Raw genomic sequence first — 17006 nt, 5'->3', positions numbered from 1 at the left:
TCAGGCGAGGCCTTCCTTCTCGAACACCTTCATCATATCGGTTTGGGGGCGCGGGCCCACATGGCTGATGACTTCTGCCGCGCAAAGGTTGCCCATCTTGGCGCAGATCTCCAGGTCACGGTTCGTCGCCAGACCGTAGAGGAACCCGGCGGCGAACTGATCCCCGGCACCGGTGGCATCCACCGGCGTGACCTCCTGTACCGGCACATCGACGCGACGCCCATCGCCCAGCACGCTCACCCCGTCGCCCGAGCGGGTGGCGATCACCAGCGGGCAGATCTCGGCGGTCTTGGCCAGCGCTGTCTCGAAATCGGTCTGGAAAAGCGATTCAATCTCGTGCTGGTTGCCGATCACGTAATCGAGGTCGTTTTCAATGAGCGACAGGAAGTCATCACGGTGCCGCTCCACGCAGAACGGGTCGGAAATCGCGATGCCGGCCATGCCGCCGCCCGCCTTGGTCGCGCGCGCGGCCTCGCGGAACGCGGTTTTGCCCGCGTCGTGGTCAAAGAGATACCCTTCGAGGAACATGATCCGCGCGTTGCCGGAGACTGCGGACGGCACATCGGCTGAGGTCAGACCCGTGGAGATGCCCAGATAGGTGTTCATCGACCGCTCCCCATCGGGAGCCACGAAGATCATGCTGCGCGACGTGGGCACCTCGCCATCCTCAACCGGAGGGTTCACGAAGTCGATGCCGTTGTCGGTCATGGCGCTGGCGTAGAAATGCCCCAGCGCGTCATCGCGCACGCGCCCGATGAAGGCGGTCTGCAACCCCAGCGCCCCCACCCCTGCCACAGTATTCGCCACGGCGCCACCAGGGGTTTGCAGCCGGTCGTTCATGGACGCATAAAGCGTCTCAGACCGGTCGCGATCCACCAGTTGCATGATGCCTTTTTCAATTCCCATCAGGTCAAGAAAGCTGTCGTCGGCATGGGTGATCACGTCGACAACGGCGTTTCCGATGCCGACAAGCTGGTAGTTCTTCATTCGGTTTTGTCCTCAAATGGGCAGAGATCGCGGATGATGCAGGTGGGGCACAAGGGCTTGCGCGCTTTGCAATGATAGCGCCCATGCAGAATCATCCAGTGGTGGGCGTGCAGTTGGAAATCGACGGGGATGTGGTCTTCGATGGCGCGTTCGACTGCCTCGACCGTCTTCCCCGGGGCGATGCCGGTGCGATTGCCAAGGCGGAAGATATGCGTGTCCACGGCCTGCGCGGGGTACTGCCACCACATGTTGAGCACCACATTGGCCGTCTTGCGCCCCACACCCGGCAGGCTTTGCAGGGCCGCGCGGCTGTTGGGCACCTCGCCGCCGTAGTCATCAACGAGGATCTGGCTGAGCTTCATCACGTTCTTCGCCTTCTGGCGGAAAAGCCCGATGGTCTTGATGTGTTCGGTCAGCCCCTCCAGCCCGAGATCGAGCATCTTTTGTGGCGTATCCGCAATCTGGAAAAGTTGGCGCGTAGCCTTGTTCACGCCTGCGTCGGTGGCTTGCGCGCTCAGCGCCACGGCGACGACGAGCGTATAGACATTCACATGCTCCAGCTCGCCCTTGGGCTCGGGGTCCGCGTCCTGAAACCGCGTGAAGATCTGGCGGATCGTATGATAGTCAAGCTGTTTTGCCATTCGCTGGGTATGCGGGCTTTCAGCCGCATCGGCAAGTCCGTGTTCACGCAATTGATAAAATCCGCTTCAAACAAAAGGGGAATTTTCAGCGGTATATTTACCTTGATCGTCCAATGTGCACGCGACCCGCAGTGCAAGAGCCTCGCCATGTATGAACGATCATTTTACGGCTACTCTGCGGATGCGCTGATCTACGATGCTTCCACCGGAAGCTTCTCGCTTGATCCAAACTATGATCTCACGACCGACCGGGTGCGGTTTGCCGTCACTGATGATGACGACTCGCTGGATGGGGATGAACATGCCGCTGAGGTCGGCGAGGATGCCAATCAGACAGGGGTCGTGACGCGCCTTGATGGCTCGACTGTGGCCTCGGGCCGGATCTACGGCGAAGAAAGGTTCATTCTTGAAGCGCCTGACGGGTCGACGATTTCAATCGACCGGATTGAGATCGCAGGTGTCAAGGTCGGCTACCTGCCGTCCGAGCCCCTGCAACGAGGTGTGACCTATGAAGTCGTTGGCGGCATCGACATCGACAATATTCTCAAATCGCATGGCAGCGCCGACACACGGCGGACTTATGACTACTATCAGACGCGCAGCGTGCCCTGCTTTGGGCCGGGCACCATGATCTGCACTGATCAGGGTGAAGTGCCCGTCGAATGGCTGGAGACGTCCGATAAGGTGTTGACCCGCGATCACGGATATCAACCGATTGTGTGGATCGGTCGCACCAAGCTGGAAGCCGGCTATTTTGACCAACACCCTGATGCGCGTCCGGTCTGTATCCCGGCGGGATCGTGCGGGTCCCAAATGCCAACCCATGATCTTCACGTGACGGGAGATCACCGCCTGCTGTTTTCCTCGGCCGAGGCCGAAATGCTCTTTTTCACCAATGAGGTTCTGCTGCCCGCCAAGACATGGGCCGAGAGCGGGCACGGGTGGCAGTTTGCCCCGGAGGGTGACTATACCCTGACCCATATCGCTTGTGCGCATCATCAGGTGATCATGGCGCAGGGTGCCTGGGTCGAAACGATCTTTGCTGGCCCCGAAACTCTGCGGCGGCTGTCCATTGAGGACAAGGCGCGGCTGGAGGCGGCTCTGGGTCCAGGCTGTTTTGACCAGCAAACGGCTCGGCCCTGCCTGTCGCGGCGCGAGGCGCGGGTTTTGATAGGGCCAGTCACTGCGCCCGCTCCGCTCCGCCGCCGCGCCTGACCCCGGGGCGTCTGCGAAGGCGATGATCGCGCAGGTTTCGGGTCGCTTGCGCGCTGGCAGTTTCATATGATCCGGGTATGACACAGCATCAGACACTCCCGACCGAGGCAGAGACCGGCTATCACTATCAGGTGGTGCGGCGCGCCATTGACCTGATTGACCAGGCAGAAGAACCCTTGTCTCTGGACCAGATCGCCGCCGAAATGGGGATGAGCGCGGCGCATTTCCAGCGGCTCTTTTCGCGCTGGGCGGGGATCTCGCCCAAGCGCTATCAGCAATATCTGACGCTTGGCCACGCCAAGACGCTGCTGCGCGAGCGATTCACCACGCTTGATGCCTCACATGCCGTGGGGCTGTCGGGCAGCGGACGGTTGCACGACCTCTTCGTCAGATGGGAGGCGATGAGCCCTGGCGACTTTGCCCGGGAGGGTGCGGGGCTGACCATATTTTGGGGCTGGTTCGAAAGCCCCTTTGGCCCGGCCATCGTGATGGGCACGGACAAGGGCATTTGCGGCATGGGCTTCGCCGCCGAGATGGGGGAGGAGGCGGCCCTGACAGATCTGTTCTCGCGCTGGCCAAAGGCGGACTTCATCGAAGATCCGATGATGCTGCGGCCCTGGGTGGTGCAGGCTTTTGGCGCGGGCGATGGGCAGATCGACACCGCACCGCTGTTCCTGATTGGCGCGCCGTTTCAGATCAAAGTATGGGAGGCGTTGCTGCGCATCCCCTCCGGGCAGGTCACCACCTATTCCGAGATTGCGCAGGCGATTGGCAAGCCGCAGGCCGTACGCGCGGTCGGCACGGCCGTTGGCCGCAATCCGATCAGCTGGCTGATCCCATGCCACCGGGCCTTGCGCAAGTCGGGTGGTCTGGGAGGGTATCATTGGGGTCTGCCGATGAAGCGTGCGATGCTCGCTTATGAGGCCGTGCACGCGGAAACGTGACCCAATAATGGGTGGCGGCGGGTTGTCGCCGACAGGCTTTCCTCTTGGTTTGTTGCGGAACTGCCGCCATATATAGGGCGTTCTCATCAAGACGTCCCGCCCGAACGGGACCGAAACCATTGAAGGCAGTACGTTATGACTATTTCAAAGATGCCTCTGGTTCTGGCAGTCTCAGGCGCGCTTGTGCTGACCGCCTGCACGGACCCGAACCAGACCGGCGCAAATTCCAACACTCCTAAAACGCAGCAAGGCGCGCTTATTGGCGCAGGCGCCGGGGCCCTGTTAGGGGCCCTCGTCAAGGGGGATGGCAAACGCGATGATGGAGCCCTGGTTGGTGCCGTGGTCGGCGGCGCCATTGGTGCGGGCATTGGCTATAGCCTCGATCAGCAGGAGGCCGAGCTGCGCCGTGATCTGGACAGCGATGTGACGATCACCAACACCGGTGACCGTCTGATCCTGAATTTGCCGCAAAGCATTGTCTTTGCGACCAACAGCTTTGCGGTGCGCCCGGATTTGCGTGACGATCTCTTCTCCGTCGCGGCCAGCCTGAACAAATACCCGCAGTCGACCGTGCAGGTGATTGGACACACCGACAGCGATGGCGACGCGAGCTATAACCAGCAACTTTCCGAGCGCCGTGCGACTTCGGTGGCCAACGTTCTGCTGGACGCCGGTGTGCCGGGCAATCGCTTGCGGACCTTTGGGCGCGGCGAGAGCCAGCCGATCGCCAGCAATCTGGACGCGGCGGGCAAGGCGCAAAACCGTCGAGTGGAGATTGTCATCCTGCCCACAAGCTGACGATTTGCCAATTCACTGAGGCAAGAGCCCCGCAAATCCCGCCGGGGCTCTTGTCTTTTTGTGACGGTGCATCAGGGTATGCGACAACGTCCGCTGAAGGGGAAAGCGATCATGGCAAAATATACTGTTCTGGGCCTGTCGGGGTCATTGCGCAAAGGGTCGACCAATACGATGCTGCTGCGAGAGGCCGCGCGCCTGTTCGGGGATTGTGACTTCGATTTGGCCGACCTGCGCCTGCCGCTCTACAATGGCGACGATGAGGCGGCCAATGGCGTACCGGATGCCGTGCAGGCGCTCAGCGATGACATCAGGGCGGCGGATGCGGTCATCATTTCGACGCCGGAGTACAACAAAGGGCCGTCCGGTGTGCTCAAGAACGCGCTGGACTGGGTCAGCCGGACGAAAAATCGCCCTTGGAATGGCAAGCCCGTCGCGGTGATGTCCGCCGCTGCTGGCCGCGCCGGTGGAGAGCGCGCGCAGATGGTGCTGCGTGGTTTCATGGTGCCGTTCCGGCCTGTCATCCTGCAGGGGCCGGAAATTCACCTGGCTGACAGCGGCAATCAATTCGACGCAAACGGGCAGCTGACCAGCGAGATCTATGTGCGCGAGTTGACCACGCTGATGCAGAGCCTGCGCGCCCTGACGGATCGCTAGCCGTTGCGGGTTGAGATTTCGATCAGGTTGCCATCGGGGTCGCGGATGTAAAGCGAGGTGATCGGTCCGGTTGCGCCGGACCGTGCGACCGGACCCTCTTCAATAGCGAGGGTCTCACTGGCCAGATGGGCTTGCCAGCGGACCAGCGGTACATCTGTCAGAAAGCACAGATCGGCGCTGCCAGGCTGGGCCTGTCTGGCCTTTGGGTCGAACTCACGCCCGGATTGATGCAGGTTGATCTTGCTTTGCCCGAAAATCAGCGCCCAGCGTTGACTACCATCTGCCGCATCAAAGGCTTTGGCTGTCATGCCCAGAACCCGGGCATAAAAATCCAGGCTGGTGGGGATATCCGCCACCGTCAGCACCAGATGATCCAGGGTGTGAACAGTGCATTTCTGTGCATCGGTCATGGTGTTGTCCTTGTGAAGATGGCCCTGATCACAGCGATGTCGCGATGGCAAAGCCCTCAGGGATGCTGTCGCGCCCGTCGAGCACAAGATCAGCCATGACCTCCGCCACTTCGGGTGCCATGCCAAAGCCGATCTTGAAGCCACCGTTTGCGATGTAGTGGCCAGGCCGGTCGGGCCAGACGCCGAGCATGGGCGCGCGGCTGCGCGCGCGGGGGCGCACCCCGGCCCAACGGTCCAGAACGGCAGCATCTTGCAGCGCCGGAACTGCTGCGCGCGCCTTGTCGATAACAGCATCAAGCTGCGCGTCTGTTGTGTGCGGGTCATCAAAATCACGTTCCGATGTGGAGCCGACCGCGACCGTGCCGTCCTGATGTGGAATGATATGCACACCATCCGCAAAGATTTGTGGCGCGCCGCTTGCGTCATGATCCAGCAACGCCGCTTGCCCTTTTACGCCGGTCCCGACTGCCCGCTGATGCTGTTCACTGAGAGCGGCGAGCCCGGCGACGCCGGTGGCCCAAACGACGCGTCCTTGGTCTTCGGCATCCCTGCAAATCTGGACGCCGCGCGCCTCCAGCGCAGCCACAAGGGCAGCACAGGCCAGCCTTGGGTGAAGATGGGCGCTCAGCGTGTCGCGGATGATCCAGCCGGTCGGAGAGGGGGGCTCCCAACCGGTCGCATTGGCCGGTTCAACCTGCCAGACTGCGTGCCCCGCCCAGAGATCCTTGGCGCTGTCTGCCCGCGCCTTCGCAAGGTCCAGGGCATGTGCACTCAGGATAGGTTGCAGGCGCCCGCCGCGATGATACCCCGGATCGCGACCGCCAGCTGCGGCGACGTCACCCCAGAAGGCGGGTGCGCGCAACAGGCTGCGCAACTGAAACGCCTTTTTGACGTTCCAGTTCTCGGGCACATGCGGGGCCAAGGCCCCAACGAGGCCGCCGCTGCTACCTGCGCCCGGGCCCTCCGGATCGATGACCGTCACACGCGCGCCGCGCTGCGTACACACCCAGGCGATTGACAGGCCGAAGATACCCGCGCCGCGCACTGTGACATCCACCATTGCCAAAGCTCCGCCTCTCCCCCAATGTCGCGCCAAGTTTCCACTGTCTTACAAGGGTCTTGCGTGCAGAACCAGACTGCAGATCTGTCTTGGAGCGCCGAAGGCGTGCCGGTGTCAAACCGCTTTGATGACCCCTATTTCAGTCTTCAGAACGGTCTTGAGGAAACGCGGCATGTGTTCCTGCAGGGCAATCGCCTGCCTGAACGCTTTGCCCCGGGGTTTCGCATCGCAGAGCTTGGGTTCGGGACGGGTCTGAATTTTCTAGCGACCGTGCAGGCGTGGCAGGGTGCAGGTGCGCCGGGCGATCTGAGTTTCACCAGTTTGGAGGCCTTTCCGATGTCTGCCGAGGAAATGGCCACTGCATTGCGCCCCTTTGGTGAGCTGGGTGGTCTGCGGGATCAGTTGACCAGCCGCTGGTCCGAGGCGGGTGGCCCCATCGATTTCGGGCCCGGCGTTCGGCTTGAGGTGATCATTGGAGATGTCCGTACCACGCTGCCATGCTGGCACGGAGCGGCGGATGCCTGGTATCTCGACGGGTTTTCGCCCGCCAAAAACCCGGACATGTGGTCGGAGGACCTGATGCAGATGGTCGCTGCGCGGACGGCTCCGGGTGGGACGGTTGCCACATATTCTGCTGCAGGCGCGGTGCGGCGGGCTTTGGCGGATGCGGGGTTCAGCGTGCAACGCGTCCCGGGCTTCGGGCGCAAGCGGCACATGACCGTCGGGTCTCTCGCCACGTGACGCAATCCAACAACATTCGGCTGGGTGTCACGCTGATGATGCTCACCACCTTTGTCTTTGCGCTGCAAGACGGCATCTCGCGCCATCTGGCGGAGGCCTACAACGTCTACATGGTGGTGATGGTGCGGTATTGGTTTTTCGCAGCCTTTGTGGTTGCGATCGCCTACCGGCAATCCGGTGGGGTGCGGGCCGCAGCGCGGACCCGGCAGCCGGTGTTGCAGGCCTGTCGTGGTATCCTCTTGGCGCTGGAGGTCTGCGTGATGGTGACCGGGTTCACGCTGCTTGGTCTGGTGGAGAGCCATGCGGCCTTTGCCTGCTACCCGCTGCTTGTGGCTGCCCTGTCCGGCCCTATTTTGGGTGAGACTGTCGGCTGGCGTAGGTGGGTTGCCATTGCGATCGGTTTTGTGGGCGTGTTGATCATCCTGCAGCCCGGCGTATCCGTGTTCAACCCCTATGCCGTGGTACCTTTGGTCGCCGCACTGATGTTCGCGCTCTATGGTCTGCTGACCCGCTATGCCGCGCGTCAGGACAGCACCGCCACCAGCTTTTTCTGGACCGGGGCAGCGGGGGCGATCACCATGTCGCTCATTGGCGTATGGTTTTGGGAGGCGATGACTGGTTCCGACTGGGCGTGGATGGGCGTGCTCTGCGTAACAGGCGTGGCCGGGCACTGGTTGCTGATCCGCTGCTACGAGGTGGCAGAGGCCAGCGCGGTGCAGCCTTTCGCTTACTTCCAGCTGGTGTTTGCTGCAGCCCTCGGCGTGACAGTCTTTGGCGAGACGATCCGGCCCAATGTCGCGCTGGGTGTTTTGGTGATTGTGGGCGCGGGGCTATTCACCCTTTGGCGCGAACGCCAGAAGCGATGATCCTTTGAGCTCTTCCAGAAATGGCACAGGCATCGGGTCCTTGCCCAGACGCGCGCGGTAGATCGGCAGGCTTTCGGTCACGCGCATGACATAGTTGCGTGTCTCGCGAAACGGGATGTGCTCGATCCAGTCGATCATGTCGATCTCGCTGCGGCGCGGGTCACCATAGGCGAGCATCCAGCGGTCGGGCCGACCGGGCCCGGCGTTATAGCCCGCTGACATCATCACCACATTGCCACGAAACCGCTTGGCAAGGCCTGCCAGATACGCCGCGCCCAGCTCGGCGTTGTAGTCCGGGTCCGAGATCAAACGCTCTGTGCTGTGCCGGGCTGAGCGCCCAAGCGATGCAGCAACCTCCCGCCCGGTCGCCGGCATGATCTGCATCAACCCGCGCGCGCCCACGCCGCTTTGGACCTGCGGGTCGAATTCGCTTTCCCGTCGGGCAATTGCCAGCAGCATCTCGGGTGCCATCGGCAAGTCCCGATCCGCAAGAGGATGCAACGGATAGTACCCGCGCGGCACCACGACAGCCCGGCGTGCGGTGCGTTTCCCGATCATGACGGCCAGATGGGGGTGCTCGACATCAAGCGCCGCTTCGGCCAGCAAAGCCGCAGTGTCACGGTCGAGGGATTCCGCCAGATGCGTCCAGAAGCGTTCTGCCAGGTTGATCTCACCTGACGCCTGCAGAAGCATGCCGGCGATGAACAGAGGATCATCTGCGAGAGGGGCGCTTCGCCAGTCACCGGCGACAGTTTCGGCAGCCAGCGCGTCATCGAACGGCAGGCCCGCGCGATCAGCCGCCAAAAGCCCGTAAAAGGACGTCTGATACTGTGCCGCATCGGTGTAAGCCTGATCTGCTGCGGCCACATCCCCCATCGCCTCCAGTGCCCGTCCGCGCCAATAGCCCGCCCGGCCCTTGGAAATCGGTGAGCGGACAGCGGCGTCATGGTTCTGGAAATGCTGCAGTGCTGTTTCGGGCTCATTCAGCTTGCGCAGCGCTATGTAGCCGGCCAGCCACTCCAGGTCAGCGTAAGACGACCCAGAGGTGAGAAAGTGACGCGCGGCCATCTCATAGGCGCGGTCCGCCTTGCCGTCGCGCATTTCATCCCGCGCCATGGAGCGGCGCCGGTTGGCCCAGGCTTCCGGCTCGCCTAGTGCCTCAGCGCTGGTCGAGGTGGCAAGCAGCAGGTCTTTCGCATCATCCCAGCGCCCCTTGCGCGCGCGCCAGACAAAACGCTCATATTGCAACCCGGGGCTGGCGGCATGGCTGCGCGGGACCCGCGCGATCAATGTGTCAACTCCGTTTTCCAGCCCGCGCAGGGCAATCCGGGCGTTCGCCACTGCCACATCCGCGCGGGAGACATGGTCATACATACGGCGCGCAGTCTCGAATGCACCAGCCCAAAGCATCGCGTCCAATCGCGCGCTGTGATGTGGTTTGAGCAGGGTCTGATGCGTTGCCAGAAAAGCCCTTTGTGCGGTGGCGCCCATGGGCATTTCGCGCCAGGCACGGATCAGCAGCCGCTCCGCCTCCGCCGGTTTGCCGGTGCGCGACAATGCCTCGGCGTGCCGCAGGACCCCTTCGGGCGTCTGGGCCGCAGCTTCTGCAAAAAACGCAAGCACATCCGTGTCAGGCTGGAGGATCACAACATGCTCTGACTGCTTGCGCAGATAGGGCTCGCCTGGCCAGTTGGGCCGCCGGGACAGAAATGCGACAAGATCGGCGTGCGAGCCTTCGCCCGCGCGCAATCGGTGCCATTCGACGATATCTGCCGCGATGTCGCCGTCACGTGCCGCAATCCTGGATGCCGCCGCCCAGTCGCCACCACGCACTGCGTCCATCGCGTGGCCGAGGGGGCGTGGACGCTCTGCAACGACCGGTGCCGCGAGGGTGAAAATCAAAAACAGTGTCGTCAGGCAACGTCTGATCACTTGCAATCCCCGGCGATTGAAGGCTAGAGCCTCCCCTACATAAGGTGTCGTCCGTGAGGAGCAAATCACGATTGCGCTTTACAGACTGTTAATCTCAGGCCTTTTGCCGGCCAAAAATAAAAGGAGCGTGCACATGTTTAAAGGCTCACTGCCTGCCCTCGTCACGCCGTTCAGGAACGGCGAACTGGATCTTGAGACCTTGAAGAAGCTGGTGGAATGGCACATCGGCGAAGGCAGCAACGGTCTGGTGCCTGTGGGGACCACCGGCGAAAGCCCGACGCTGACCCACCGCGAACACGAGATCGTGGTCGAGGAGGTGGTGAAGGCTGCGGCGGGCCGGGTGCCGGTGATCGCCGGTGCGGGCTCCAACAACACGGTCGAGGCGATGCGGCTGGTGCGTCACGCTGCCGAGGTTGGGGCTGACGCGGCGCTGGTCGTGACGCCCTATTACAACAAGCCCACGCAATCAGGGCTTTTGGCCCATTTCACGGCATTGCACGATTGCGCCGAGCTGCCGATCATCATCTACAACATTCCCGGTCGCTCGGTCGTGGACATGTCGACCGAGACCATGGGAGAGCTCGCCAAGTTGCCGCGGATCGTCGGGGTGAAGGATGCGACGGGTGATCTGGCGCGGGTGAGCGACCAGCGGATCACCTGCGGGCCGGACTTCATCCAGCTGTCGGGCGAAGATGCCACGGCCCATGGGTTCAATGCCCAAGGTGGCGTGGGCTGTATCTCGGTCACGGCCAACGTGGCGCCAAAACTGCTCGGGGAGATGCAGGCGGCTTGTCAGTCGGGCGACTATGCCACGGCGCTGAGCATTCAGGACCGGCTCATGCCGCTGCACAAGGCGATCTTTACCGAGCCGGGGCTGGTGGGCGTGAAATACGCGATGTCCCAGCTGCGGCTCTGCTCGGATGAGGTGCGCTTGCCGCTGGTGGGGCTGTCGGATGCCACCCGCGCGCTGGTGGACGACGGGCTGCGGCATGCGGGGCTTCTGAACTAGGCGCTAGGATCAGCGAGACGCAAAAAGGTGTGGATTTCTCCACGCCTTTTTTGTTTTGCGCATGTGGCGCCTAGCGCTTGCCGTAGTAGAGGCCGACCACATGTTCGGCCTCCGCAAAGAAGAGCCAACGTGCGGTCAACACGCCCGCGATGTGGCTGAGGATCGCAAGAACGCCTATGAGGTGCGAAAACGGCAGCGCTAGCAGAAGCACCGGCACGACGGTCATGAGCCCAAGCGCGATGATCCGCAGCTTTTGGCTGTGCTTGCGGCCAATGACATGCACGAATTCCTTGAGCAGGTAGTTTGTGCCTGTATGCGGCGGTTCAAATGCACGAACCTGCCCGATGTTCCCAAGCCCGGTGGCTGTGGCCATATTGGTGCCGGACGCGCCCAGAGCTTTGTCACCCTCCACCCAGGTGTAAAGCTGCACAAGCCCCGCGATCACCAGCAGAACAAGCGCTGCATCAGTCTGCCCAGCCAGAAGGGCTCCTCCGGCCAGTGACAGGGACATGAACTTCAGCGGGGTGAACTTCATGTTCCAGCGCGGGATGGTCTTGAGCTGAGTGTAGATCATTGAGGTGGTGAAGACGGTGGCCATCGAAAGCAGCGCGCCCAGGATCCCGAAGGCGGTCCAGCGCGTGCCAAAGAACACCAGTCCCAGCCCGTAAAGCCCCATCAGGACGAGCGCGCCCACAGCGCACCAGGCTTCGCGACTCAGCCAGCTGGAGCGCCATTGGGTGAAGGCCTTGATCGCGCGTTCGGGGCGGCCGAGGTGGAAGGTCGAAGCCATAAGCCCGCCCACCGCCATGAGATAGGCGATCACGAAGAAGGCGAAGGCGGTCCAGCCGGTGACGACGGGAAACCCGAGACCGAGGAAAAACAGGAGACCAAAGCCCAAGCCACTGAAAGTCGTAAAGAAAATGACGGAAGGGGCGGGGTGCATCAGAGTTTCTCCAGGGTCTTGTCGAGCCAGCCGAGGAAGCCCTTGGGCTCTTCCGCGACGGGTTCCAGGAAGGGGGCAAGCACGTCGAATTCGGGCATCTCGTCCTTGGGGCGCGGGGGCAGGTATTTGTTCACTGGTTTGGTGCCCTGTTCGGGCATCAGGTCCATGCCGCCGCGTTCGGCGACGAGCTTGCTCACGTCGCTGGTTTCATCCCCCAGATCACCGAAGTGGCGCGCGCCTGCTGGGCAGGTGCGCACGCAGGCGGGCTGGCGGTCTTCTTCGGGCAGGTTTTCGTTGTAGATGCGGTCAACGCAGAGGGTGCATTTCTTCATCACGCCTTCGGCCTGATCCAATTCACGTGCGCCGTAGGGGCAGGCCCAGGCGCAAAGACCACAGCCTATACAATTGGATTCGTTGACCAGAACGATACCATCCTCAACGCGCTTGTAGCTGGCGCCGGTGGGGCAGACGGTCACACAGGGCGCATCCTCGCAGTGCAGGCAGGACTTGGGGAAGTGGATCAGCTGGGCCGCTGCATCCCCTGCCGGCTGCACCTCGTAGGAGTGCACACGGTTGAGGAAGGTGCCGGAATTGTCGGCGCCATAGGCGTTCTGGTCAGAGAGGGGGGCGCCGTAGTTTTCGGTGTTCCACCCTTTGCAGGAGATCACGCAGGCATGGCATCCGACGCAAGTATCCAGGTCGATGACGAGCCCCAGTTTCTTTTCGGTTTTGGCTGGCAGAGTGGTCATGGCTGGCCCTCGTTTTGGTCTGTCGGTGACGTATCGGTATCCCGTCGGTTTTGCGTCGGTATCACGTCGGTGCGGGGCGCGCGGTGGCGTAGGGATCCGTTCAGCTTTGGGGGCGCTGCCCCCGCGCGCGCTGCGCGCTCCCCCGGGATATTTTGGGCCAGAAGAAGGGTCATTTGCTCACCTTCCACGTGAGGTCTTTCGGGCCTGTGCCGACGGGAGATTTGATTGGCGCGAAACCGGGTTGGGATTCGGCGTGGGCGGCGGCCTTTTCGATGCGGACCTTGAGGTCGAACCAGGCGGCCTGGCCGGTGATGGGATCGGAGTTGGCCCATCTCAGACCGTCGCCTTTGGGTGGCAGCAGCTCGTGGATGAGGTGATTGAGCAGGAAGCCGCGGGTGGCTTCGGGGGCGTCCTCTTCCAGCGCCCAGGCGCCCTTACGCTTGCCGATGGCGTTCCAGGTCCAGATCGTGTTCTCGTTGAGCGCGGCCATCTCCAGCACCGGCACAGTGATTTCGCCGTGGGGCGAGGTGACCTTGGCCCAATCGCCGTCCTGCAGGCCGTTTTCGCGCATCAGCTTGGTGGGCACGTAGAGCGGGTTGTGCCCGTGCAGCTGGCGCAGCCAGGCGTTTTGCGAACCCCAGGAGTGGTACATCGCCATGGGGCGCTGGGTCAGCGCGGTGACGGGGTAGTCGGCGGCGTGGTTGTCCTCTTCCGTAGAGTACCAGATGGGCAGGGGGGAGAGGGTGTCCATGATGCGGTCGCGCAGGTGGTCAGGCGGTTGGATTGGCCCATAGCCTTCGGCGGCGAGCTGGAACTTGCGCATGGGCTCGACATAGAGCGAGAAGAGATAGGGTGTGGGGGCGTCGTAGAGGCCGAGCTGCACCGCCCAGTCCTGATAGGCCATGTTCCACGGCTTGTAGTAGTTGGCGCCGTCGGGGATGTGTTCGACGAAGAAGCCGCCGTTCTCGATGTATTGGTCGAGCTGTTTGGGGTTCACCGACCCGCGCCCGGCCTGATCGCCATTCTCACCCCGGAAGCCGGCCAGCGGTCCAATGCCGGGGCGACGTTCATGGTTCACGATGTAGTCGCCGTAGTCGGCGTATTTCTGGCTGCCGTCTTCGTTCACGAAGCCGGGCAGGTTCATCTTGGCGCCAAGCTCGCAGAGCATCGACTGGAACCCTTTGACGTCACGGTCAGGCTCAATCACCGGCCAACGGATGGCGTCTGCTGCGGCATCCGCCTCGCAGATCGGACGGTCCAGCAGCGAGATGCAGTCGTGACGTTCGAGATACGTGGTGTCGGGCAGGATCAGGTCGGAGTAGGCGACCATTTCTGAACTATACGCATCAGAATAGATGATCTTGGGGATCACATACTCGCCGTTCTCGTCCTTATCCGTCAGCATATCGATCACGCCGCGGGTGTTCATGGTCGAGTTCCACGACATGTTCGCCATGTACATGAAAAGCACGTCGATCTTGTAGGGATCCCCCGCATAGGCGTTGGAGATCACCATATGCATGAGCCCGTGGCTCGACATCGGGTTTTCCCAGGTGAAGGCCTTGTCGATGCGGGCGGCGGTGCCGTCGTCTTTCAGCGCCAGGTCTTCCGGGCCATGGGTGAAGCCCAGATGCGGGCCATTTAGCGGTGCGCCTTTGGTCACGCCCACGTGGGGCTTGGGGTGCGCCGTGGCGGGTTTGGGGTAGGGTGGTTTGAAGCGAAAACCGCCGGGGACTTCGACTGTGCCGAGGAGGATTTGCAGGGTGTGCAGCGCGCGGCAGGTCTGGAAGCCATTGGCATGGGCGGAGATGCCGCGCATGGAGTGAAAGGAGACCGGGCGGCCCACCATCTTGTTGTGCTTCTCGCCGCGGAAATCGGTCCAGGCGTGGTCCAGCTCAAAGGATTCTTCGAAGGCGACGCGGGCGAGTTCGGCGGCGATGGCGCGGATGCGCTTGGCGGGAATGCCGCAGCGGTCGGCGACAGCCTCAGGCGCGTATTGATCGTCGAGATACATCTCGGCCATCTGGTGGAAGACCGGGCGGTGGGTCTGGCCGTCTTTCTCGTAAGTGGCGGCGAGGTCGGGTTTGACGCCGGGTTTGTCGAAGGGGGTGAGTTCGCCGGTGGCGCGGTCGATCACCAGCTCTTTGCCATTCTCGTCCCGCATCAAGAGGCCGTGGTCGGCCTGCCCGGGGTTGTTGATCACCAGCACCGGCGCGTTGGTGTATTGCGCCAGGTAGTGCAGGTCGATCTTGCCGGCCTTCATCAGGCAGTGGATCATCGACAGGATGAAGAGCCCGTCGGTGCCGGGCGTGATGCCGACCCAGTCGTCGGCCACGGCGTTGTAGCCGGTACGGATGGGGTTCACGCCGATCACGCGGGCGCCGCGTGCTTTGATCTTGCCAATGCCCATCTTGATCGGGTTGGAATCGTGGTCTTCTGCCACGCCGAAGAGCATGAAGAGCTTGGTGTGGTCCCAGTCGGGCTGGCCGAACTCCCAGAAGGCGCCGCCCATCGTGTAGATGCCCGCAGCTGCCATGTTCACCGAGCAGAAGCCGCCGTGCGCGGCGTAATTCGGCGTGCCGAAGTTCTGGGCCCAGAAGGAGGTGAATGATTGCGACTGGTCGCGGCCGGTGAAGAAGGCGAGCTTTTCGGGGTTGTCTCGGCGCACCGGTTCAAGCCAGTCGGCAGCGATCTGCAGCGCCTCGTCCCATTCGATCTCTTCGAACTCGCCGGAGCCGCGTTCGCCCACGCGCTTGAGTGGTTTGCGCAGGCGGGAGGGGGCGTTCACCTGCATGATGCCCGCTGATCCTTTCGCGCAGAGCACGCCTTGGTTGACCGGATGGTCGCGGTTGCCTTCGATGTAAGCCACCTGTCTATTGCCATCGGGGCCGTCTTTCATATGCACGTTGATGCCGCAGCGGCAGGCGCACATGTAACAGGTGGTCTTGCGCACCTCGTCGGAGACTTTCGGGCTCAGGTCGATGACAGGCTGATTCATGGGAAAGCTCCTAGAGGGTTAGCGGGCGACCTGCAGGGTGGTCACGGCGATCATATTGGCGACGTCTTCGGCGGTGCAGCCGCGCGAGAGGTCGTTTGCGGGTTTGGCGAGGCCCTGCAGCGTCGGGCCGATGGCCTCCGCCCCCCCCATCCGCTGGGCGATCTTGTAGCCGATGTTCCCCGCGTCGAGGTTGGGGAAGATCATGACGTTTGCCTGCCCGGCGGTGGGGGAGCCGGGGGCTTTGGAGGCGGCGACGTCAGGCACGAAGGCCGCGTCGAACTGCAGCTCACCATCGGCCTTGAGGTCGGGGTGCCGGGTTTTCAACAGGGCGGCTGCCTCAGCCACTTTGCTGACGGTGGGGTGTTTCGCGGACCCCTTTGTGGAGAAGGACAACAGCGCCACCTGCGGTTCGACGTCAAGCAGCTGTCGGCAGGAGGTGGCGGAGGCCACGGCAATGGCGGCGAGTTCCTCGGCAGTCGGGTCGATGACCAGACCACAGTCGCCGAAGATCATCGCGTCGCGGCCTGAGGGATGGCCTTCTGTCAGGGCCATCAGGAAGAAGCTGGAGACAAGCGGTGCGTCTTTGGCCTTGCCGATGACCTGCAAGGCGGCGCGCACGGTGTCGGAGGTGGTGTGGATGGCGCCGCCAACGGTGCCGTCGGCGTGGCCCTCACGGACCATTAGGGCGGCGAAGACAAGCGGGTTCTTCACCTGTTGCTCGGCGATCTCGGGTGTGACGCCTTTGTGCTTGCGGAGCTCATAGAAGGCCGTTGCCAGATCGCCGCTCAACGCGGAGGTGGCCGGGTCTTCAATGGCGATGTTGGGGTGGCTGGGCGTGCCCGCAGCGACGAGTTGGGCGGCAACATCGTCGTGTTGGCCGACCAGGGTAATGCGGGCGGTGCCAGCTGTGACAGCGGCAATGGCTCCAGCCACGATCCGGGGATCGTGGCCTTCGCTCATTACGATATGGGCAGGCCGGGCGGTGGCGCGGTCGGTCAATGCGCTCAGTACGCTCATGGCCTGGTCCTTTCTTTTATGCGGATGCTGTGCGGCACCCTA

The 17006-nt window shown here is 62.6% G+C and carries 16 protein-coding genes; 7 read left to right on the top strand and 9 right to left on the bottom strand.

Annotated elements, in window-relative coordinates:
* Complete coding sequence (locus So717_RS03540) at positions 1-987, bottom strand: adenosine kinase (protein WP_159974801.1); 987 nt, start codon at positions 985-987, stop codon at positions 1-3.
* The gene (gene nth / locus So717_RS03535; protein WP_159974800.1) at positions 984-1628 is read right to left on the bottom strand and encodes an endonuclease III; all 645 of its coding nucleotides are present in this window, start codon (positions 1626-1628) and stop codon (positions 984-986) included. Before nth ends, So717_RS03540 begins: the two co-directional genes overlap by 4 nt.
* Positions 1629-1775: 147 nt before the next feature.
* Between nth and So717_RS03530 the strand changes: the two genes are divergently transcribed.
* The 4 genes from So717_RS03530 to So717_RS03515 all read left to right on the top strand — a co-directional run bounded on the left by So717_RS03530 (position 1776) and on the right by So717_RS03515 (position 5239).
* Entirely contained in the window at positions 1776-2843 is a 1068-nt protein-coding gene (locus So717_RS03530) for a Hint domain-containing protein (protein ID WP_159974799.1), read from the top strand.
* Positions 2844-2920: 77 nt separating this feature from the next.
* Entirely contained in the window at positions 2921-3787 is an 867-nt protein-coding gene (locus So717_RS03525; protein ID WP_159974798.1) for a methylated-DNA--[protein]-cysteine S-methyltransferase, read from the top strand.
* 135 nt (positions 3788-3922) lie between these two features.
* Positions 3923-4585, top strand: coding sequence for a YiaD family glycine zipper/OmpA-like lipoprotein (locus So717_RS03520; protein ID WP_159974797.1), 663 nt, complete (start codon positions 3923-3925; stop codon positions 4583-4585).
* 111 nt (positions 4586-4696) lie between these two features.
* Complete coding sequence (locus So717_RS03515; RefSeq protein WP_159974796.1) at positions 4697-5239, top strand: NADPH-dependent FMN reductase; 543 nt, start codon at positions 4697-4699, stop codon at positions 5237-5239.
* Here the strand turns inward: So717_RS03515 and So717_RS03510 are convergent.
* Positions 5236-5649: a VOC family protein gene (locus So717_RS03510; RefSeq protein WP_159974795.1), complete on the bottom strand. Its 414-nt coding sequence runs from the start codon at positions 5647-5649 to the stop codon at positions 5236-5238. The genes So717_RS03515 and So717_RS03510 overlap by 4 nt on opposite strands.
* 28 nt (positions 5650-5677) lie before the next feature.
* Entirely contained in the window at positions 5678-6709 is a 1032-nt protein-coding gene (locus So717_RS03505) for an NAD(P)/FAD-dependent oxidoreductase (protein WP_159974794.1), read from the bottom strand.
* Between the two features lie 63 nt (positions 6710-6772).
* Here So717_RS03505 and mnmC2 point away from each other — a divergent pair, with 63 nt between their 5' ends.
* Together mnmC2 and So717_RS03495 are read left to right on the top strand one after the other, a co-directional pair.
* A complete protein-coding gene (gene mnmC2 / locus So717_RS03500) occupies positions 6773-7450 on the top strand; it encodes a tRNA (5-methylaminomethyl-2-thiouridine)(34)-methyltransferase MnmC2 (RefSeq protein ID WP_159974793.1) in 678 nt (225 codons plus the stop codon).
* Positions 7447-8316 (top strand): DMT family transporter, encoded by an 870-nt coding sequence (locus So717_RS03495; RefSeq protein ID WP_275113660.1) that lies wholly within the window; start codon positions 7447-7449, stop codon positions 8314-8316. Before mnmC2 ends, So717_RS03495 begins: the two co-directional genes overlap by 4 nt.
* On the opposite strand, the gene So717_RS03490 is transcribed toward So717_RS03495, so the two are convergent.
* The gene (locus So717_RS03490; protein WP_174238990.1) at positions 8281-10254 is read right to left on the bottom strand and encodes a lytic transglycosylase domain-containing protein; all 1974 of its coding nucleotides are present in this window, start codon (positions 10252-10254) and stop codon (positions 8281-8283) included. The genes So717_RS03495 and So717_RS03490 overlap by 36 nt on opposite strands.
* 127 nt (positions 10255-10381) lie before the next feature.
* On the opposite strand from So717_RS03490, the gene dapA reads away from it, so the two are divergent.
* Complete coding sequence (gene dapA, locus So717_RS03485; protein WP_159974791.1) at positions 10382-11257, top strand: 4-hydroxy-tetrahydrodipicolinate synthase; 876 nt, start codon at positions 10382-10384, stop codon at positions 11255-11257.
* Positions 11258-11327: 70 nt separating this feature from the next.
* Here the strand turns inward: dapA and So717_RS03480 are convergent, their stop codons facing one another.
* The 4 genes from So717_RS03480 to pta form a co-directional block, all read right to left on the bottom strand.
* Positions 11328-12200, bottom strand: coding sequence for a dimethyl sulfoxide reductase anchor subunit family protein (locus So717_RS03480; protein WP_159974790.1), 873 nt, complete (start codon positions 12198-12200; stop codon positions 11328-11330).
* Entirely contained in the window at positions 12200-12949 is a 750-nt protein-coding gene (locus tag So717_RS03475) for a 4Fe-4S dicluster domain-containing protein (RefSeq protein ID WP_159974789.1), read from the bottom strand. The genes So717_RS03480 and So717_RS03475 overlap by 1 nt, the downstream gene beginning before the upstream one ends.
* Before the next feature lie 169 nt (positions 12950-13118).
* Positions 13119-15947 (bottom strand): molybdopterin oxidoreductase family protein, encoded by a 2829-nt coding sequence (locus So717_RS03470; RefSeq protein WP_159974788.1) that lies wholly within the window; start codon positions 15945-15947, stop codon positions 13119-13121.
* 18 nt (positions 15948-15965) lie between these two features.
* Positions 15966-16964 (bottom strand): phosphate acetyltransferase, encoded by a 999-nt coding sequence (gene pta / locus So717_RS03465; protein WP_159974787.1) that lies wholly within the window; start codon positions 16962-16964, stop codon positions 15966-15968.
* Positions 16965-17006 lie beyond the last annotated feature (42 nt).

The organism is Roseobacter cerasinus (assembly GCF_009811755.1).
GTDB lineage: Bacteria > Pseudomonadota > Alphaproteobacteria > Rhodobacterales > Rhodobacteraceae > Roseobacter > Roseobacter cerasinus.
The sequence above is the reverse complement of the archived record's forward strand: the minus strand, read 5'-3'. Positions and strand labels throughout refer to the sequence as shown.